Origin of the sequence: Aeromonas sp. R6-1 (assembly GCF_040908165.1) — a bacterium.
GTDB classification, from domain to species: Bacteria; Pseudomonadota; Gammaproteobacteria; order Enterobacterales; family Aeromonadaceae; genus Aeromonas; species Aeromonas caviae.
On sequence record NZ_JBFODF010000041.1, the window covers coordinates 1 to 19,417 of the forward strand.

Sequence of the window (19,417 nt, forward strand, 5' to 3'; positions counted from 1 at the left end):
ATTCGGACGCGGGGTGGAGCAGCTCGGTAGCTCGTCGGGCTCATAACCCGAAGGTCGTCGGTTCAAATCCGGCCCCCGCAACCAACCATTTGTGTCTATGGCAAGCGCATCGCGCAGCGGTGGAAGCGAAGACAGCAAGAAGCAACTGCTCTGCTTTTTGTGGTGGCAATACAATTCGGACGCGGGGTGGAGCAGCTCGGTAGCTCGTCGGGCTCATAACCCGAAGGTCGTCGGTTCAAATCCGGCCCCCGCAACCAACTTCTGACTGCTTTTCTTCTGCATTACCTCTCTGATCCCCTCCAGCACCTGTTGCTTGCACACAATAATGTGTGTTTTTCCGATCCCTCTCGCCATTTGTTCGGTATCATCCTGCTTTCTGTTCATGGATGAGGCCGCACCCTGTGATGACCCCTTTTAGCTATTCTTCTCCCCAAATCACGATGCAGAGCACCTCCCTCGCCGAGGTAATGGCAGGGCCGACTGCCGTCAAACTCCTGCTCATTGCCGACTCAGCGCGCGATACCCTGCTGGCGACGCCTCCCTTTGCCGCCGTGGCAACCCAGATGGCCCTGGGTCAGAAGGCCCCCTATTCCCTCGACGACAGTCAGGGGCTGCAACGGGTGATCTTCATGGATGCCCGCCCGGTCCTGGATCATCGGCTCTACAAGCAGGTGCGCAGCTGGGTGGGCTCGCTGGCGGGCCTCAAGGCGACGCACCTGGCGCTCCATCTGGAGGGCTTTGACGATGAGCATCGCGCGCAACTGGCAAGGGTGGTGCTCGCCTGCCTGCTCGCCGCCGATGTGACCCTGCCGACCCAGAAACGGAGTGAGGCGACAAGACCGGGTTATCAGCAGTTGCAACTTTCCCCCCCTTGCGAGCTGGACATGGCCCGCCTGAGCGCAGAAGCCGAAGGCAACGGTCTGGCTCGCCACCTGGCAGTGCTGCCAGCGTCCGAGCTCAATGCCCGCCATTACCGGGCCTATGCCCGGGAGCTGGCGCAGCAGGAGGGGTGGCAGTGGCAGGAGTTTGATGAGACGACCCTGGCACAGAAGGGGGCTGGCGCCTTCCTGGCGGTGGCCCGTGGTTCGGCGGATGGTCAGGCCGCCATCGTCAGGCTCAGTTACTGTCCGGCCAACCCGGTGCGTCGCGTCGCGCTGGTGGGCAAGGGGATCTGCCACGACTCCGGTGGCTACAACCTGAAAGTCGGTGGCAGCATGTATGGCATGCACCTGGACATGGGAGGCAGCGCGGTGGCCCTTGGCACGCTGCTGGCCATCAGCCGGGCGAAACTCCCCGTTGAGGTGCATTGCTGGCTCGCCATCGCCGAGAACCACATCGGCCCGCAGGCCTTCCGGCCCGGTGAGGTGGTGACCGCGCTGAACGGCACCACCATCGAAGTGGTGGACACCGACGCCGAGGGTCGCATGGTGCTGGCGGATGCCCTGACCCTGGCGGCCGGGGACAAACCCGACTTGTTGATCGACTACGCCACCCTGACCGGCGCCTGCAAACGGGCGCTCGGCAGCCGTTACAGCGGCGCCTTCACCAACCGCCCCGAGTGGCTCACCACTCTGATAGCGCTGGGACAGCAGAGCGGGGAGCGAGTCTGGCCCTTCCCCCTGGACGAGGATTACGATGACAACCTCGATAGCGAGTGGGCCGATCTGTTACAGTGCGCGCCGGGCGCCTCCCCGGATCACATCGATGCCGCCCGTTTTCTCACGCGCTTCGTGCCCGCCGAGCTTCCCTGGTTGCACCTCGACCTGAGTGGTTTTCGCAACAAGGGGGGCAATGGCGTGGTGGGCAGCGAGGTAACCGGCTTTGGTGTCAGGCTGACCCTGACCCTGCTCGACAGCCCTCTGGGGATGGGTGCGCCCGACGCATGACAACGTGGCCAAGCACAATCAATAAGGACAAGCGTGAAACAAGCAAGCTATGACTGGGTGCTGTTCGATCTGGACGAAACCCTGCTCGATTTTCCGGTCGCCAGGGCGCTGGAGCGGACCCTGCAGATCTACGGCGTGGCGCCGACTCCCCCCAAGATGGCGGAGTACCATGCCCTCAACCAGCGGCTCTGGCAGCAGTACAACTCAGGGGAGATTGACGCCACCCACCTGCAGCAGACCCGTTTTTCGCTCTTTGCCGAGCAGGTCAACGTGGCGCCCATGGCGATGAACGAGACCTTCCTGCAGCAGATCATCGCCCTGAGCGTGCCGCTGGAGGGGGTGGAGGAGACCCTGCAGGCCCTGAAGAGCAAGGTCAGAATGGGGATCATCACCAACGGCTTCAGCCTGCCCCAGCGCGGGCGCCTCGACAAACTGGGCTGGAACAGCTGGTTTGAGCCTCTCGTTATCTCTGACGAGGTGCAGGTGACCAAGCCGGCGGCGGCCATCTTCCAGCATGCCCTGGCGCAGATGGGTCAGCCGAGCCCGGCGCGGGTGCTGATGGTGGGGGACAATCCCAAGACCGACATCGCCGGTGCCGCCGCCCAGGGGCTTGCCACCTGCTGGTACAACCCGGGACGGGAGACAGGCCCGTGCGAGGCGACCCACGAGATCCACCACTTCGCCCATCTCTGCGCGATTGTGCTGGGAGAGTAGGTCCCCATGTCCGCAAGGGTGTAAAAAAACAAGGCAGCCCATGGGCTGCCTTGTTTGCATCCGGCGTCTGCTAGCGGCCGAGGCGAGCGAGCAGCCAGGCCTCCAGCAAGGCCACTCCGGGGGCCAGCACGGCTTCGTCGAAGTCGAACTCCGGATGATGGTGGGGGGCCGCGAGGTTGGCTCCCAGGATGAGATAGGCGGCCTCGCCGCCGTGCTGCTGTACCCGCTCGATGAGGAAACCGGCATCCTCGCTGGCCCCGAAGCGGCGGGTGTGGATGGTATCAAGGGAGATCCCCTCTGCGAGAGGCACGATTTCCTCGATGAGGGCTGGGCTGTTCTCGATGCCGATCGCTTCCCCCTGTTTGCGAATGTGGTAGGTCGCGCCCTGCATCAGGGCCGCCCCCTCCACAATCTGCTGCACCTGATTGAACATGTAGTCGTTGAGGGCCGGCGTCGCGCCACGGGTCTCCCCCATCAGGCGGGCATGGCCCGGGATGACGTTGCGTCCACTGCCGCCGTTGAGCTGTCCCACGTTGATGCGGGTCATGCCGTCCCGATGGCGGGGAATGCCGAGCATGGCGGTGGTGGCCATGCAGGCCGCCGCCAGGGCATTGTGGCCCGCGTTGGGCTCGAGCCCCGCATGGGCGGCTTGCCCCATGAACTCCACGTCGAATTTGGTTGAGCAGAGAAACTCGGTGGGGTTGACCACCAGCTCACCGCTGCTCGCGTGAATGCCGATGTGCAGTGCCAGCAGGGCGTCCACGTCATCGAGCTGCCCCCCTGCCGCCAGCGCCTTGCCGCCTCGGCAGCCCTCTTCAGCCGGCTGGAAGAAGAGCTTGATGCGGCCAGTGAGGCGATCGGCGAGGGCCGCGATCCGCTCGGCCAGCACCAGCCCGATGGCGGTGTGACCATCGTGGGCACAGGCGTGCATCCAGCCCGGGTTGGCGGAGTGCCAGCCTCCCTGGCCGGGCAGGTGTGACACCTCCTGGCTCTCTTCGACCTCCACCGCATCGATATCGAAGCGAAACGCCAGGGTGGGGCCGGGGCGCCCGCTCTCCCAGAGTCCCATCACGCCGGTGAGTGCGTCGATCCGCGTCAGCCACTCCGGATGCGCCCCCTGGTGCAGGGCACGGGCCTTCTGGGCCTCGACGTCTATTTCCCGTCCCATGATGAGGGTGCTGGCGAGCAGTTGATCCCCCAGCATGATGGAGAAACCGAGTTCACTGAGGTGTTGAGCGATGAGGGTGGTGGTGCGAAATTCACACCAGGCGGCTTCGGGGTGACGATGAAGGTCGCGGCGCCAGTGGCGCAAGGCATCCTGAGTCATGGTGGTTCCTGCGTGGCAAATCCAGCGGCCATTGTGACGGGCAGGGGGGCAAGAGTAAATCCCGCAGGGGGAGATGCGACAAGGGGAGCCCGGGCTCCCCTTGAAAGATGGCATGGATGTCGACGAGGTCGTTTTGTGTGCGCAGATCGCACTCAATGATGGCTTGGCATCATCCTTTGCCAGAGCACGTCAAAAAACCATGTTGCAGTCTGTTTTTTGAACCACCCCTCTGGTGCAGAGGTGGCAGATGGCTGATTGACCGACTTAGAGCTGTGCCAGCGACGGCATGGAGACGGCAACCAGAGTGAAAAACACGGTGAAAACGGCGGTAACTACGAACTCTTTCATGATTTTATCTCCCTTGGTTGGCTCATGATGGAACCAAGATACCACAACAGAACGATAAAACAACGAAAAATGTAATTATGAGGCAAAAATGGTTTGGTGGTGAAATATGCTCGCATTTTCCCAAGTTTAAGGGCGTTTTTTGTCCTGAGAAGGGTTTTATGGTGATGTCAGTGAAAGTGGATACATATAAATCCTTTAAATACATCTAGTTACGTTGTTTTTGTAACTCTCTTCTTGATGGTTTCGATTGGGGTCTTTGTGGTGATTTCCATTTTTCAGCAGCAAAATGGCCTGCGGGATGCGCCGATTGATGTCGTCATAGGGAGGTTGGTGGTTGTCAGCCAGGTTTTGTCATCCCATGTCATGTTTTCTCACAACTTGTTTCCCAACCCCAGTCTGCAAGGTTGTTGCCAGCCAGGGTTATCCGATGAAGCCTCAATTTTCTGCTCATCCCAAACAGGATGGGAGCAAAAAGAGTACGAAAAAACGACAAAACGGCCGTCAAAGGAGCATGGAAGGAAAGGGGGGAAGGCGGGAAAATGGGGGGGCGATCTTCATGGGGCCTTGGGTGGTCGGAAGCCCCGTTTTTCGCTGTTTTCTTGGGGGGACGAGCCACTGGGCCCGCGCGCAGGGAAAGCGGGCGATATCGTCGGCCCACCCGGTTTGCTATATGGCGCCAGTGTGATGGGATGAAGGGCAGGGGAGGCCTGGCGCAGGGCCGTGGCTCTGCGGCACCAAGGCCTTTATCCAGACCCGTCGCGAACAAGGTGAGCAAGCAGAAAAGCGGGGGAAAGAAGTAAAGGAGAAGGTCGTGGGGTCAGAGGCTCAGGGCCGCCGGGCAAGGGGTAAGAGATGGCGACAGTGGCCAGTGGATAGTCGGGCCCCCGCAGAGGGAGGAGGGAGTGAGGAGCCCGCATAAAAAAACCCTCCAGAGGAGGGTTTTTTGTCAGACCACAGCCCTTAGAACAGGGTGGTGGAGAGATCGTACAGCTCCTGGTTGAACGGGCGCTTCAGGTTCTCGATGCAGTCGATGATGTCGTGGTGCACCATCTCGTTGCCCTGAATGCCGACGCAGCGGCCACCCTGGCCCGCCAGCAGTTGCTCGACGGCGAAGGCACCCATGCGGCTGGACATGATACGGTCACGGGCAGTGGGAGAACCGCCACGCTGGATGTGACCCAGGATGGTGGCGCGGGTTTCGCGGCCGGTCATGGCCTCGATGTCTTTCGCCAGGGCGTTGACGTCGGTGACGTGCTCGCAGATGGTGATGATGGCGTGCTTCTTGCCCTTGGCTTCCCCTTCCTTGATCTGTTGCAGCAGCTTCTCCTTGTCGAAGGCTACTTCCGGCACGATCACGTACTCGGCACCACCGGCAACGGCGGCAGACATGGCCAGATCGCCGCAGTGGCGGCCCATGATCTCGACCACGGAGATGCGGTGGTGGGAGCTGCAGGTGTCGCGCAGGCGGTCGATGGCGTCCACGACCACGTTCAGGGCGGTGTCAAAGCCGATGGTGAAGTCGGTACCGGCGATGTCGTTGTCGATGGTGCCCGGCAGGCCGATGCAGGGGAAGCCCTCTTCGGTCAGCTTCTTGGCACCCATGTAGGACCCGTCACCGCCGATGACCACCAGGGCATCGATGCCGTGTTTCTTCAGGTTTTCGACCGCTTCGGCACGGACTTTCGGATCCTTGAAGGCGGGGAAACGGGCGGAGCCGAGGAATGTACCGCCACGGTTCACGACGTCGGAGACGCTGTGACGCTCGAGCTTGACGATACGGTCCTGGTGCAGACCGAGGTAGCCATCATAGATGCCGTAAACTTCCAGGCCATGATGCAGACCGGCGCGCACCACGGCGCGGATGGCTGCGTTCATACCCGGTGCGTCACCACCACTGGTCAAAACACCAATACGTTTGATTTGTTTGGTCATGAGTGCCTCTGGATCTGAGTTGTCGAAAATCAAGATTCTGAAAAATACGGCTGGCCGCTTTTACTATATCGGCTTTCCTATGGCGAGAGGGTCCATAGGAAAGCGATATGCAAAGAGGGGCGGGGCCCCTCTTTGCTTGGCGCTTACTTGGCGGCGCCAGCGATGATCTGGGAGAAGTCGTCCACTTTCAGGGACGCGCCACCCACCAGGCCACCGTCGATGTCCGGCTGGCCGAACAGGTCGGCAGCGGTGGCGCCAGTCACGGAGCCGCCGTACAGGATCTGTACCTTGGCAGCCACGGCTGCATCAAAACCGGCCAGGTATTGACGGATGTGAGCATGCACGGATTGTGCGATCTCCGGGGTGGCGGTCTTGCCGGTGCCGATGGCCCATACCGGCTCGTAAGCGATGACGGCGTTCTCGAAGGAGGCGATGCCGCAGCGATCGATCACGGCCTTGAGCTGGGTCTCGACCACCTGGTTGGTGGTACCGGCTTCGAACTGGGCCAGGGTTTCACCGATGCACAGCACGGGGATCAGGCCGCCCTTCTGGATGGCTTCGTACTTGGCAGCCACCACGTCGTCGGTCTCTGCGTGCAGGGTACGACGCTCGCTGTGGCCGACCAGGGAGTAGGTGCAGCCGAAGGCTTTGAGCATGGAGGGGGCGTTTTCGCCGGTGAAGGCGCCGGACTCGTGAACGTCGGCGTTCTGGGCACCGTAGGCGATCTTGCTGCCAGCGGTCAGCTGTTCAACCAGACCCAAAAAGATAACCGGCGGGCAGACGGCCACTTGCACGGAAGGATGAGCGGCAGCGGCCGGGGTCAGTCCTTTGATCAGGGCTTCTACAGAAGCCTTGGTGCCGTTCAGTTTCCAGTTACCCATTACCAGGTGCTGTCTCATCTTCTATATCTCCTAGGCATTTGATTGCGCAACATTATATGAATTGAACCGAGCCCAAGATAGCTGACCCGGCGGCAAATGACGTAATTTTTTTTCGCTTTCCTGATCCAAATCAGGAATGCAAGGCGCGATTGCTCACTCGGTGACCTGCCCACGCAAACGGGCCCACCATACCCCAATCCACTCGTGAATGGCAGCCTCGGAATACATCAGATAACGCCCTTTGGGGAGGTAGCTGTAGAGGGGTTGTGGCTCCTGACTCTGCTTGGCGGTGTAATCGGTGGGAGCCGGCACCGCATCGAGTCCCTGACTGCGATAGAGGGCCATGGCCCGGGGCAGGTGGGTGGCCGAACTCACCAGCGCCACCCGCTTGCCGTTGAGGTGGGCGGCGATGCTGACCGCCTCGTCATGGGTGTCTTTGTTGTTTTCAAACAACGTCATGCGCGCACGCGGGATGCCAAGGCTGGCCGCCATGCGGGCGTTGACCTCGGCGTTCGACAGGGGATCCCCGGCCACGGCACCGGAGAAGACCAGCTCGGCCTCTGGATAGGCCAGGGCCAGGCGAACCCCTTCCAGGGTGCGCGCCAGGGAGATGTTGTTTTGCCAGGCGCGCTCTGGGATGGCCGGATCGCTCACATGACCGTTGCCCAGCACGACGATGGCCTGGATGCCAGGATGCTGACTCACCTCGAAGGGGGGATAGGTCTGCTCCAGGCTGCGGGCCAGCTCGTAGCTCACCGGCCGCGTCCCCATCAGGGCGATGATCACCAAGGAGAGGGTCGCCAGCAGCCTGCCGGTTCTCTGAAAACGGGTGAACCAGAGCAACGCGAGCGCCAGCACCAACAAGGAGAGAGAGAAGGGGAGCGGCATCAGCAGATGGCCCAGCCATTTCTTGATGACAAAGAAGTTGAGCTCGAACACGACAGACACGTCCTTGAGTTTTCAGCAAATTCGGGATGTGACAGAATACCCCTCTTTTTTCCTGTGGCCCAATCCTGTGTGGTTCCTCCTGCGGCCCTCATGGCGGGGCGGTCGAAGATGAGTGTGTCTTGAAGCAAGATCAGAGTTTTGACGGGCGCGCGGACAAGTTCGCTCGCAACATTTACGACTCCACCAAGGGGCGCATTCGCACCACCATTGTCTGGAGTGACATCGAAGCCTGCCTGGCGCGCCTGGGCAACCGGCCGCTGCGCATCCTGGATGCCGGCGGCGGCTTTGGCTACTTCGCCCAGAAACTGGCGGCCATGGGCCATCAGGTGGAGCTGTGCGATTTGTCGGCAGAAATGCTGGATCTGGCCCGGGAGCAGATCGCCCAGAAGGGCTTGGAAGACAGAATTCGTCTCATCCATTGCCCCATTCAGGATCTCAAGCACCAGGTGACCGGCACCTTCGATCTGGTGCTCTGTCACGCGGTACTGGAGTGGCTCGCCGAGCCGCGCCAGACCTTGCTGGGTCTGTTCCCTTTCGTCAAGGCAGGGGGCATACTGTCGCTGCTTTTTTACAATCGTCACGGCCTCCTGTTCCAGAGCCTGGTGGTGGGTAATTTCGACTATGTGCGCCTGGGCCTTCGCAAGAAACGCCAGACCGCCCTGACTCCCACCAATCCCCAGTTGCCGGAGCAGGTCTATGACTGGATAGGCCGGGGGGGATTGCGGATCATCGGCAAGACCGGGGTGCGTGTCATCCACGACTACATGCGCCACAAGCAGGATCAGGTCGAGAAGTTCGAGGACCTGCTGGCCATGGAGCAACAATATTGCCGCCAGGAGCCCTTTGTTTCCCTGGGGCGCTACATCCATGTGATGGCCCAGAAACCGGCCGGTTGAGACACACCGGCGTGAATACGATGCGGGATCCAGCCGCCGGGGCGCCACCGACCCCGGCCTATATCACCACGGCGGGCGAAGACCTGCCGACTATAACAACGAGATGATAACGTCATGATGAGTACATCCCGTACCCTGCCAGAGACGGTGGGATGGGTCAGACAGGAGGGGTTGGCGCTGAACCTCCCCACCGACAGGCTGGCCTTTCTGATAGCGATCAAGACGCTCTCCGAGGACGAGTCTGATCTCTCTGAGGCCGCGCTGCACGATGCCTTTGGCTATGTCAGCAGTGCCTTCGGCCAGATGGACGAGACCCTCACCGGTCGCGCCAACAACGCCATCAACGATCTCATTCGCCAGCAACTGCTGTCGCGTTTCACCACCGACATGGTGGCGGGGGAGAGCCTCTACCGCCTGTCGCGCCTTGGCATGAGCATCGTCGATTTCTTCATGGATCAGCGCCAGGTGGACTCCATCAAGCTCTCCATCCTGCTCGAGCACCTGGCGGCCGAGCTCGACACCGCCCGCAAGGCGGCGCTCGAGACCAACACCCGGGAGCAGTGGGACGCCGAGGTGCTGCCGCGCCTCTCCTTCTCCCTGGAAGAGACGCTCGGGCGCATCGATCTCACCCAGCGCGCCATGGACGAGCAGCAAAACCAGGTCAAGAGCGAGATCGCGGCCCTGCTGACCCAGAACTGGGTCGATGCCATCCACAGCTGCGAGAAGCTCCTGCACGAGACCGGCCAGACCCTGCGCGAGTTGCAGGACACCCTGGACGCCGCCGGCCACCGCCTGCAGGCGGGGCTGCTCAACATTCAGGAAGCGGCCCAGGGGCGCGATGATCTGTTCCATGTCGAGGAGCTGACCCACGCCCTGCAGGGGCGTCTGGACGTCATCACCGCCTGGGGCCAGCAGTGCATCGAGCTCTGGTCCCGTTATGACAGGCACGTCCACAAGTTCATCCGCAACGCCATCGACATGGACAAGAACCGCGCCTTCAGCCAGCGGCTGCGGGAATCCATCCGCAACTTCGAGCAGCACAGCTGGTTGTTGCGGGTGGCCGAAGAGCCCCGTTTGCTGGAGCTGCGGGATGAAACCATCGCCATCCACGACGAGGAGGTGACCGGCGAGGTGCCCCTCGAGATGGAGTACGTGGAGATGGTGGACATCAACCAGGAGCTGGCGGAGCGCATCGAGCGCTACCTGGCCCGCTACCCGGAGCAGGGAGATCGGCTGGATCTTGCCGACGTGCTGCGGGAATACCTGCTGGACTACCCGGCCCATGCCCACTTCGACGTGGCGCGCCTCCTGATCGATCAGGCCGTGCGTCTCGGCCATGCCAGCGGTGAGCGCGAGCACCACCGCCAACCCGCATGGAAACCCATCAACCAAGCTGGATCCAAGGTTCAGGCCTATGTCATCGATCAATACTGAATTCCCCTTGCCCCTGCGTCTCGCAGAGGCCATCGCCAACCCCTTGTTTCCGCGCATCGACACCGCCCTGCGCTCCGGTCGCCACATCAGTGCCGACGAATTCGAGCAGCACTCTGCCCTGGTGGAGTACCACCAGGAGCTGGAGATCTTCTACGGTCGCTATCAGGTGGAACTCATCAAGGCGCCGGAAGGCTTCTTCTACCTGCGTCCGCGCCCGAGCGCCGACATCGGAACAACAGTGTTATCTGAGCTCGATATGCTGGTGGGCAAGGTGCTCTGCTACCTGTTCCTGAGCCCGGACAGGCTCGCCTCTGAAGGGGTGTTCGCCATGGGCGAGCTGCAAGAAGAGGTGCTGAGTCTGGCGGACGAGAAGCAACTGCTGCGCATGGTCAACAGCCGCTCCGGCGGCACGGATCTGGACAAGAAGAAGCTCCTCGAGAAGATCCGCACCTCCATGCGTCGCCTCAAACGCCTCGGGATGATCACCCCCCTTGGCAACAGCGACAAATTCCGGGTCAACGAGTCCGTGTTCCGCTTCGCCGCCGATGTGCGCTCCGACGAGGATCCCCGCGCGGTGCAACTGCGGATGATCCAGGAAGGGGAGGCCATTTTCCACGACGACGAGATGCCGAGCAGCGATTCCCTGTTCGAGGATATCGAAGAGGATCTGGACGAAGAGCAGCTGGAGCTGGAGGTGGAAGATGATCTGCAACGTTAATGTGCCGGCACTGATGGTGTCTGCCGGTTTGATGGAGAGTGTGGCGTGAGAGGCAAATTCAAATCCCTGACCATGGTCAACTGGAACGGCTTCTTCGCCCGCACCTTCGATCTCGACCAGCTGGTCACGACCCTGTCCGGCGGCAACGGCGCGGGCAAGTCCACCACCATGGCGGCCTTTATCGCGGCCCTCATTCCCGACCAGTCACTGCTTCACTTCCGTAATACCACGGAAGCGGGTTCCAGCAGTGCCTCCCGCGACAAGGGGCTCTACGGCAAGCTGCAGCGTGGCCACTGCTATTCGCTGCTGGAAGTGATGAACAGCCGCGAGCAGCGGATCTGGGTCGGCGTCCACCTCGAACAGGTGGCCAACCGTGACAACAAGGTCAACATCACCCCGTTCGCCCTGGTGGATGTACCCGAGCACCTGGCGCCCACGGATCTGCTGCTGGAGAAGCTCGATGACGGCAAGGGCCGGGTACGTGCCTTCGCCGATCTGAAGGGGGCGGCAGCGGAGCTTGGCGCCATCAAGGTCGCCAAGTTCAATACGGTGACCGATTATCACAACTTCATGTTCGAGTTCGGCATCACCCCGAAGAAGCTGCGGGATCAGAAGGATCGTGGCAAGTTCTATCGCCTGATCGAAGCCTCCCTCTACGGCGGTATTTCGTCTTCCATCAGCCGCTCCTTGCGTGAATACCTGCTGCCGGAGAACTCCGGGGTACGCAAGGCGTTCCAGGACATGGAGGCGGCCATCTACGAGAACCGCCGCACCCTGGAAGCCATCAAGGAGACCCAGGGTCAGCGGGATCTCTTCAAGAATCTCATCACCGAGACCACCCACTATGTGGCCGCGGAGTATGTGCGGGGCGCTGCCGAGAAGAGCCGCCTCTCCGAGCTGGCCCTCAAGGCACGCTCTGAGCTCGCCGGCAAACGCCGTCTGCTGGCCGAGGAGAAGCAGCGCGCCATCTATCTGGCGGACGAGGTGGATCAGCTCACCAACCGCGAGAAGCTCCTGACCGACGAGCTTGAGTCCGCCGCCGAGCACCTGGCCAAGGTGATGGCGGCCGTGGCGCTGCAAAAGAAGATTGCCCTCTATCGCGCCGATCTGGCGGAGCTCAACGACAAGCTGGAGCAGCAGCAGGCGGTGGTGGAAGAGATCCACGGCCAGTTGCTGGAAGTGGAGGAGCGCAAGGAGCTGGCCCAGGCAGAGGTAGACAGCCTCAAGACCCAGCTGGCCGACTACCAGCAGGCGCTCGATATCCAGCAGACCCGCGCCATCCAGTACCGTCAGGCGGTGCAGGCCCTGGAAAACGCCCGCGAGCAGTGCGAGTTGCCGGGGCTCGAGCCTGCGCAGGCGAGCGACACCCTGCATCAGTTCCGCGCAGCCGAGCAGAGCCTCACCAGCCGGGTGCTGGGGGCCGAGCAGCAGTTGGCGCTGGCCAAGGCGGCGGTGGCCGAACACGAAGCGGCGCTGGCGCTGCTTTTGAGCATCGCCCCCGAAACAGTGCGCGAGGCTGCCTGGCCTACCGCGCAGGGGCTGCTCAAGCGCCACATCGAAGACAAGGCCCGCATTGCCCAGGGGCAAGGACTGCGCGCCGCCCTGGCTCGCCTTGAGAAAGAGAGCGAGAGCCAGAAGACGCTCTTGCGGCTGCGAGACGAGCTGGCCCAGGCGTCTGGTCAGCACATTGCCAGCCAGGACGAGCTCGAGATCTTCCTCGAAGCCCAGCGCACCCGCCAGGAGGAGCTCGCCGAGCAGCAGGCGGAGGCCAATCAGCGCCGCGCCAGCCTCGAGCATCAGGGCACTCAGCTGGGCCGCGATATTAGCGAGCTCACCAAGCTGGCCCCGCGCTGGCTCAAATCCTTTGAAAAACTCGAGCAACTGCGCGAGCAGAGTGGCTTGACCTTGGCCACCGCCGAAGAACTCTCTTCCGGCATGCAGAGCGTGCTCGACAAGGAGCGGGAGTTCGAGCAGGAGAGCAACCGCATTCAGGGCCAGAAACAGGCGCTGGAGATGCAAATTCGCAACCTGCAGCTGGGGGCCGGCGAGGCGGATCCCCGTCTTGCCCGCATCGCCGAGCAGGTGGGGGGCGTGCTGCTCTCGGACGTCTATGACGACATCTCCATCGACGATGCCCCTTACTACTCCGCGCTCTACGGCCCGGCTCGCAGCGCCCTGGTGGTGCTCGACCTCGAAGGCGCCATCGAGCGGCTGAAAAAGCTGGAAGATTGCCCGGAAGATATCTACCTCATTCAGGGCAACCCCGACTCCTTTGACGAGGATCTGGTGGAAGCGGACGAGCTGGGGGACGCCGTGCTGGTGCGCACCAGCAAGCGTCAGGTGCGCTTCTCCCGCTACCCCGATCTGCCGCTGTTTGGCCGCGCCGCCCGGGAAAAACGGATCGAGCAGCTCGATCTTGAGCGGGAAAACCTCATTGAGGGCTACGCCAAGGCCGCCTTCGAGCAGCAGAAGTATCACCGTCTCTACGGCCACTTCCGCGACTTTATCGGTCAGCATCTGGATATCGCCTTCCGCCCGGACCCCGAAGCCGAGGTGCAGGCCAAGCAGCACGAGCAGCGCAAGCTGCAAGAAACCATCGCCGAGTGCGACAAGCAGCTGAGTGATGCCAAAGCAGCCGCCGCCCAGCTGACCCGCCATATCCAGCTGGTGCAGGGGATGCTGCCCTTTGCCCACCTGTTTGCCGAGGCAGACCTGGCGGCCCGCCTCGAGGCGGCTCACGCCGACGTGGAGGCGCTTAAAACAGCCGAAGCCTTTATCGCCAAACACGGCAAGGCGCTGGAAAAACTGGAAACCATGGTGCAGGTGCTGCGCCAGGATCCCCAGGATCTGGCGGCCCTGCAGGCGGCCTTTGACGAGGTGAGCGACCTGCTGGCCGAGCAGAAGCGCCGCTGCTACGCCCTCGATCAGCTGGTGGCCCGTTTGCCGCACTTTGCCTATCAGGATGCGCAAGACCTGCTGGGCAAGGCCTCCGAGATGAGCGAGCGACTCAAAGAGAAGCTCAAGGCGGCGGAGCTTGCCGCCCGCACCGCCGGTGAGCAGCACAAGCAGATCACCCAGCGCCACACCGAGGCGCTGCAACTGCGCACGGCGCTCGATTCCAGCGCCTCGGCCAAGGGGCAGACCCTGGCGGAGTTCGAGCAGGAGCTGGCGGCCATGGGGCTGACCCTGTCGGATGACATGGAAGAGAAGGCCCGTGCCCACAAGAAAGAGATTGAAGAGCTGCTTATCCGCACCCGGACCCGCCGCACCAGCGCCGAGGCCCAGTTGCAGGTGTGCAAGCGCGAAATCGAATCCCTTGGCGGTCGTCTCAAGCTCGAAGGCAAGGATTACTACAGCGCCCGCAAATCCCTGGTGGGTCACAAGGCGAGCTGGTCGCGGGTGGTGCGTCTGGCACGGGAGACCGACGTCGAGAAGCGTCTGAACAAGCGCGAGCTGGCTTATCTTGACAGCGACGAGCTGCGCTCCATGTCGGACAAGGCCCTCGGCGCCCTGCGGGTGGCGGTGGCCCACGACGAGGCCCTGCGCGATGCGCTGCGCCTGTCGGAAGGCAACCGCAGCACCGAGCAGAAGGTCGCCTTCTACGTGCAGGTCTACCGTTACCTGAAAGATCGCATCCGCAACGACATCATCCGCTCGGACGATCCGGTGGAAGCCATCGAGGAGATGGAGATCGAGCTGGCGCGCCTCGCCGACGAGCTCAAGCAGCGGGAAACCCATCTGTCCCTCTCCTCCCACGAGGTGGCGGCCAAGATCACCAACATCATCCGCCGGGAGCAGAACCGCATCCGGGTATTGAACCAGGGCCTGCAGAACATCGCCTTCGGTCTGGTGCGCGGGGTGCGTCTCAACGTCAATATCCGCGAGGCCCACACTCGCCTCCTGACCGCACTCGCCGATCAGAGCGCCATGCACAACGATCTCTTCGCCGACAAGGAGCTCAGCTTCTCCGAGGCCATGGCCAAGCTCTTCCAGCGTCTCAATCCGCAGGTGGAGCAGGGGGAGCGCAACTATCAGGTGATGGGAGACGTGCTGCTCGACTATCGCAACTACCTGGAGCTGGAGATCGAGGTGCAGCGCGGGGCCGACGGCTGGCTGCGGGCCGAGAGCGGCGCCCTCTCCACCGGCGAGGCGATCGGCACCGGTCAGGCCATCCTGCTCATGGTGCTGATCAGCTGGGAGGAGGAGTCCCGCCGTCTGCGCGGCAAGGACATCGCTCCCTGCCGCCTCTTGTTCCTGGACGAAGCGGCGCGGCTTGATGGCAAATCCATCGCCACCCTGTTCGAGCTGTGCGAGCGGCAGGACATGCAGCTCCTCATCGCGGCGCCGGAGAACATCAGCCCCGAGAAGGGCACTACCTACAAGCTCATCCGCAAGGTGCAGGGCAAGCACGAACATGTGCATGTGGTGGGGCTGCGCGGCTTTGGCTTCGCCGACGACAAGCTCATCGCCTGACTCTGATGGGCAAATAGCAAGAGAAAAGGGAGGCATTCGCCTCCCTTTTTATTGGAAGAATATGGCAAAGTAGCGGCGCTGCCTGTGATGGGATAAGGCTACGGATGAACGGGTTTGCCCGGTTCTGGTTAATAAGTATCCCTCTTGTTGTGCTGGGTTGCGGACGCAGATCGGAGGGTGTTTGTGTGCGCGAGTTGGCAAACGCGAGCAGAGAAGTGGCACCTTGATTGTCTCTTGGGTGTAACAGTGGTGATTTAAAGCCTATGTTTATTGCAACAATCGCGGCGACCACTGCGTTGGCAACTGGGCTGGCCCCATGATGGCAAGGGGCCGCCTACATTGCGGTGGCTTGCCGGTATGGGGAGAATCTACCCGTTACTGCGACGCGATATGATCAGCCGGGCTATCTATCCGGCAAGGTGAGCGAGGAGAAGTAGATGCGCGGCATCGGGAGAGAAGGAGTGGTGCAATCGGCCTGCAAAGGGGGGCTGTTGCTTGTCTGCCTGCTGCTGGCAGCCTGTAGCAGCCGTTATGACGAGAGCCGCGGCGGCAGCTGGCGCGGCTAAAGCGAGACCGGTTACGCCAGCTATTATGCCGACCGTTATCACGGTAAAAAGACCGCCAGCGGCTAGAGCTATCTCAATAACCTCAGTAGCGCTGCCCATATGGAATTGCCCTTTGGCTCCATGGTGCGACGGGTCACCAACCTCGCCAACGGCAAGAGCGTAGTGGTCAAGGTCAATGATCGCGGCGCCTTTAAAAGCGTGCGAATTATCGATCTCTCCAAATCCGCCTTCGGCTCCATCGGCAATATTCGCGAAGGTGTTATCAAGGTAAAGGTTGAGGTGTTGTGACCACTTACGATGTCGCAGAGTCTGGTGGAATATGGTGGGCTCTGCAGATCGTAATGTCCTTGCAGCAGATAGCGGCTGGAAACATACACAGGGATGAATAAAGCATGGCTATGGACATTTTCGCGTTTCGCAAACAATGGCGCATGACGAAGGCGCGCATTCAAGCCACCTGGTTCTGGCGTGTGTTCGGCGTCCGTGCCATGCAAAAGGGGTGGACCAAGTTTCTGGTGGCGGTAGCCATCATGGCCGGCTTCTGGAGCGTGTTTTTTTACGTTGAATTGCTTAACCCCATCCTGCCGCTGGAACAGTTGACGAAAAATGAGGGGGTGCTTGTGCAGGTTTATAAGCCCCTCCGTACTGCACATAACTCCGCGATCAGGATCCTGACGGACCCGGGAGAGGAAATAGCCTATCGAGGTAGTATCTATAACAAAGCAGCGTTGCTTGCCGCAAAAGGAAAACGGGTCACGGTCTGGAGTCAGCCTTATTACAGATTTTGGTGGCCCTTTTATTTCGAACAGGCGTGGCAGGTGCAGGAAGGTGAGCAGGTCTTGATAAGTTATGAAAATACGTACAAAAGCCTACTGCGTTATAAGCCAAGCGACGAATGGCTGGCCCAGCACTTGTTGATATTGACCATCCTCTCCTTAGCTATTGTGGCTTTGGCTTGCCACAAGGGAGCGACAGCAGAGTAATTGTTATTTTTAAATCGTTCATCGCCAGTGATGGGGAAATGATCTCTATGAATCACACAATGCCGGGTGAATTTATCCAGTTTTACGGGTAACCAGAGGGCGGTGCAGTTTTATGAGCGCCTTGGTTACAAGGTGGAGGAGGGGGATCAGGGATAAATACAGTATGACTATGGAATTTTTTGAATTACGCAAACAATGGCGCATGACGAAGGCGCGCATTCAAGCCACCTGGTTCTGGCGTGTGTTCGGTGTCCGTGCCATGTAAAAGGGGTGGACCAAGTTTCTGGTGGCGGTAGCCATCGTGGCTGGCTTCTGGAGCCTTTTTTCATACGTTCAATCACTTAACCCAGCCTTACCGCTGGAACAGTTGACGAAAAATGAAGGGCTGATTGTGCATGTTTACCAGCCCCTTCGTACTGCACACGGCTCCACGATCAGGATCCTAGCGGACTCAGGAGAGGTGTACAGATCTCGTTATCACCTGACAGGGGCTGACGGGTGAACACACAAACGGGAGGCCTGGGCCTCCCGTTTTCCATGGGAAATGTGAGAGAGTAGGCCCCTGTTAACGGAAGCCTGACTGGCGATGCTGGTCGCTCTGTCCCATCGAGGAAGCAACGCATGACGACGCGACAAAAAGGGCTGCTGGCCTCCCTGTGCCTGCTGCTGGCAGCCTGCAGCAGCCAGCCTGATGCAGGCAGTGCGGGCAACTGGCGAGGCTATACCCAGACGGGGCTCGCCTCCTATTACGCCGATCGCTACCACAACAAGCGCACCGCCAGCGGGGAGCCTTACCAGCGCCACGCCAACACCGCCGCCCACATGGAGTTGCCCTTCGGCGCCCTGGTGAGGGTCACCAACCTCGCCAACGACAAGAGCGTGGTGGTCAGGGTCAACGACAGGGGCAATTTTCCCCGCGGGCGCATCATCGATCTCTCCAGGGCGGCGTTCAGCGCCATCGGCAATCCCCGATCCGGGCTTATCAAGGTCAGGATTGAGGTGCTCTAGTCGCCGGTTCTGCATGTGCCCGAGCCCCTCCATACCCGGGCCGCTGGAAGAGGATGCTTCCCAGTGATCGCGGGCCATCTTCTTCATTCCATTGGTGAGGTTGCCGACGCGGCTTCCCATTTTCCGGTGCGCCATTAAGATAGCCAAACGAAAAACAGGGTGTCTTTGCCATCTGGCGGCAACCGGGCATGGCATGGCGTGCGAGACACTCCTTCAACCCCTGCCCATGTTTCGCCGCTAAGGAGCAGGCTATAAAGAGAGACGTCATTCACAGGGAGGATCAGAACATGACTGACAAACGCGCCATTCAGGCAACGGCCATCCCCGAGCACAAGGCAAAGTCCCTCTATCCGGAGCCCTTTGCCTCCCTGGTCAAGCACCGCACCCGGCGCAGGCTGGGGGATCATTTCGGCCTCGCCAATTTCGGGGTCAATCTGACGACCCTGGCACCGGGGGCCATCTCGGCGCTCAAGCACCATCACGGCCTGCAGGACGAGTTCGTCTATGTGCTCTCGGGCAATCCCACCCTGCGCCACGGGGAGGAGGAGTACCGGATGTCGCCGGGGGAGTGCATCGGCTTCAAGGGGGGCAGCGGCCTGGCCCACCAGTTGCTCAACCACGGTGAGGTGGACGCTGTCTATCTCGAGGTGGGGGACAGGCTGCCAGGGGATACCGTCGACTATCCCGACGACGATCTGGCCCTGGTACAGGGTGCCGATGGCGCCTGGTCAGCCAGACACAAGGATGGCTCCCCCTACTAGGGGGGCCTCTTCGGGCAATGAGAGAGACCTCCATGGTGTTCAGCCCCTTTTCTGCTGTCAGGGCAGAGGATTTTCTGCCACTGCTCAACGACGAGACGCTGCGAAAGCACCTGATCCATCACCCGCTTTTCGATGTGGCCGGGGTGCACGACTGGATGGCGTACAAGCTGGGAGTCGACGCCCGGCCAGGTTGTCGCGTGCGCGCCATCTTCCTCGACGGCACCCTGGCGGGGTGGTGCGGCATCCAGCCCGATGACGAGGGAGTGGAGCTTGCCATTGTGCTCGCCAGGGGCGGCTGGGGAAGCGGCGTGGCGATTTTCAACGAGATGATGGGGTGGGCGAGGGAGCTTGGCCATCGGACGATCCTCTTTCACCTGCTGGATACCCGCCCGCCTTATCGATCCCTCGCCAGACGGGCCATCTGGGTGAGGAAAACGCGCCTGGGCGAACACCCTTTCACCACCTATTGCCTTGACGTTGAGCGCTGGTCTGCTGGCCCTTAGCCTGGACCAGGGGGCAGCAAGCCGTGCCGCCTCCTGGCG

Annotated in this window: 14 protein-coding genes, 2 tRNA genes and 1 pseudogene; 13 read left to right on the forward strand and 4 right to left on the reverse strand. The window is 61.3% G+C overall.

The features are described from left to right. Nucleotides 1–7: 7 nt before the first annotated feature. From AB5Y68_RS11810 to yjjG, 4 genes are all read left to right on the forward strand, one after another. Nucleotides 8–84 (forward strand) — tRNA-Met (locus AB5Y68_RS11810). Between the two features lie 96 nt (nt 85–180). Beyond that, a tRNA-Met gene (locus AB5Y68_RS11815) sits at nt 181–257 on the forward strand. 144 nt (nt 258–401) lie between these two features. Beyond that, a complete protein-coding gene (locus AB5Y68_RS11820) occupies nt 402–1,886 on the forward strand; it encodes a leucyl aminopeptidase family protein (protein ID WP_368207175.1) in 1,485 nt (494 codons plus the stop codon). A gap of 33 nt (nt 1,887–1,919) precedes the next feature. After that, the gene (gene yjjG, locus AB5Y68_RS11825) at nt 1,920–2,600 is read left to right on the forward strand and encodes a pyrimidine 5'-nucleotidase (protein WP_010674855.1); all 681 of its coding nucleotides are present in this window, start codon (nt 1,920–1,922) and stop codon (nt 2,598–2,600) included. Between the two features lie 70 nt (nt 2,601–2,670). Here yjjG and AB5Y68_RS11830 read toward each other — a convergent pair whose 3' ends face one another. The 4 genes from AB5Y68_RS11830 to elyC all read right to left on the reverse strand — a co-directional run bounded on the left by AB5Y68_RS11830 (nt 2,671) and on the right by elyC (nt 8,027). Then, nucleotides 2,671–3,927, reverse strand: coding sequence for an amidohydrolase (locus AB5Y68_RS11830; RefSeq protein WP_368207177.1), 1,257 nt, complete (start codon nt 3,925–3,927; stop codon nt 2,671–2,673). Nucleotides 3,928–5,235: 1,308 nt separating this feature from the next. Further along, nucleotides 5,236–6,207, reverse strand: a complete 972-nt coding sequence (pfkA, locus tag AB5Y68_RS11835; protein ID WP_010674852.1) for a 6-phosphofructokinase — start codon at nt 6,205–6,207, stop codon at nt 5,236–5,238. Between the two features lie 143 nt (nt 6,208–6,350). Then, on the reverse strand, nt 6,351–7,106 hold the full coding sequence (gene tpiA / locus AB5Y68_RS11840) for a triose-phosphate isomerase (protein WP_029314576.1): 756 nt from the start codon (nt 7,104–7,106) through the stop codon (nt 6,351–6,353). Between the two features lie 135 nt (nt 7,107–7,241). Continuing rightward, entirely contained in the window at nt 7,242–8,027 is a 786-nt protein-coding gene (elyC, locus tag AB5Y68_RS11845; RefSeq protein ID WP_039040722.1) for an envelope biogenesis factor ElyC, read from the reverse strand. Between the two features lie 128 nt (nt 8,028–8,155). Here elyC and cmoM point away from each other — a divergent pair, with 128 nt between their 5' ends. From cmoM to AB5Y68_RS11890, 9 genes and pseudogenes are all read left to right on the forward strand, one after another. After that, complete coding sequence (gene cmoM, locus AB5Y68_RS11850; protein ID WP_039040723.1) at nt 8,156–8,932, forward strand: tRNA uridine 5-oxyacetic acid(34) methyltransferase CmoM; 777 nt, start codon at nt 8,156–8,158, stop codon at nt 8,930–8,932. Between the two features lie 114 nt (nt 8,933–9,046). Further along, nucleotides 9,047–10,366, forward strand: coding sequence for a chromosome partition protein MukF (gene mukF, locus AB5Y68_RS11855; protein WP_039040724.1), 1,320 nt, complete (start codon nt 9,047–9,049; stop codon nt 10,364–10,366). Continuing rightward, on the forward strand, nt 10,347–11,084 hold the full coding sequence (gene mukE / locus AB5Y68_RS11860; protein ID WP_029314572.1) for a chromosome partition protein MukE: 738 nt from the start codon (nt 10,347–10,349) through the stop codon (nt 11,082–11,084). Before mukF ends, mukE begins: the two co-directional genes overlap by 20 nt. Nucleotides 11,085–11,129: 45 nt before the next feature. Beyond that, nucleotides 11,130–15,557 (forward strand): chromosome partition protein MukB, encoded by a 4,428-nt coding sequence (gene mukB / locus AB5Y68_RS11865; RefSeq protein WP_039040725.1) that lies wholly within the window; start codon nt 11,130–11,132, stop codon nt 15,555–15,557. 437 nt (nt 15,558–15,994) lie between these two features. Then, a pseudogene (locus AB5Y68_RS11870) lies at nt 15,995–16,411 on the forward strand (septal ring lytic transglycosylase RlpA family protein). A gap of 104 nt (nt 16,412–16,515) precedes the next feature. After that, nucleotides 16,516–17,106 (forward strand): hypothetical protein, encoded by a 591-nt coding sequence (locus tag AB5Y68_RS11875; RefSeq protein ID WP_039040726.1) that lies wholly within the window; start codon nt 16,516–16,518, stop codon nt 17,104–17,106. A 621-nt stretch (nt 17,107–17,727) separates the two neighbouring features. After that, nucleotides 17,728–18,114 (forward strand): septal ring lytic transglycosylase RlpA family protein, encoded by a 387-nt coding sequence (locus AB5Y68_RS11880; protein ID WP_039040727.1) that lies wholly within the window; start codon nt 17,728–17,730, stop codon nt 18,112–18,114. Nucleotides 18,115–18,401: 287 nt separating this feature from the next. Continuing rightward, nucleotides 18,402–18,875: a cupin domain-containing protein gene (locus AB5Y68_RS11885; RefSeq protein ID WP_039040728.1), complete on the forward strand. Its 474-nt coding sequence runs from the start codon at nt 18,402–18,404 to the stop codon at nt 18,873–18,875. Nucleotides 18,876–18,892: 17 nt separating this feature from the next. Beyond that, nucleotides 18,893–19,378 carry a GNAT family N-acetyltransferase gene (locus AB5Y68_RS11890; RefSeq protein WP_039040729.1) on the forward strand — a complete coding sequence of 162 codons (486 nt, stop codon included), beginning with the start codon at nt 18,893–18,895 and terminating at the stop codon, nt 19,376–19,378. Nucleotides 19,379–19,417 lie beyond the last annotated feature (39 nt).

Coding starts and splice junctions, on each gene's coding strand:
- AB5Y68_RS11830 (WP_368207177.1), bottom strand. CDS start 3,927: ATGACTCAGGATGCCTTGCGCCACTGGCGCCGCGACCTTCATCGTCAC.
- pfkA (WP_010674852.1), bottom strand. CDS start 6,207: ATGACCAAACAAATCAAACGTATTGGTGTTTTGACCAGTGGTGGTGAC.
- tpiA (WP_029314576.1), bottom strand. CDS start 7,106: ATGAGACAGCACCTGGTAATGGGTAACTGGAAACTGAACGGCACCAAG.
- mukF (WP_039040724.1), top strand. CDS start 9,047: ATGATGAGTACATCCCGTACCCTGCCAGAGACGGTGGGATGGGTCAGA.
- mukE (WP_029314572.1), top strand. CDS start 10,347: ATGTCATCGATCAATACTGAATTCCCCTTGCCCCTGCGTCTCGCAGAG.
- AB5Y68_RS11875 (WP_039040726.1), top strand. CDS start 16,516: ATGGCTATGGACATTTTCGCGTTTCGCAAACAATGGCGCATGACGAAG.
- AB5Y68_RS11880 (WP_039040727.1), top strand. CDS start 17,728: ATGACGACGCGACAAAAAGGGCTGCTGGCCTCCCTGTGCCTGCTGCTG.
- AB5Y68_RS11885 (WP_039040728.1), top strand. CDS start 18,402: ATGACTGACAAACGCGCCATTCAGGCAACGGCCATCCCCGAGCACAAG.
- AB5Y68_RS11890 (WP_039040729.1), top strand. CDS start 18,893: ATGAGAGAGACCTCCATGGTGTTCAGCCCCTTTTCTGCTGTCAGGGCA.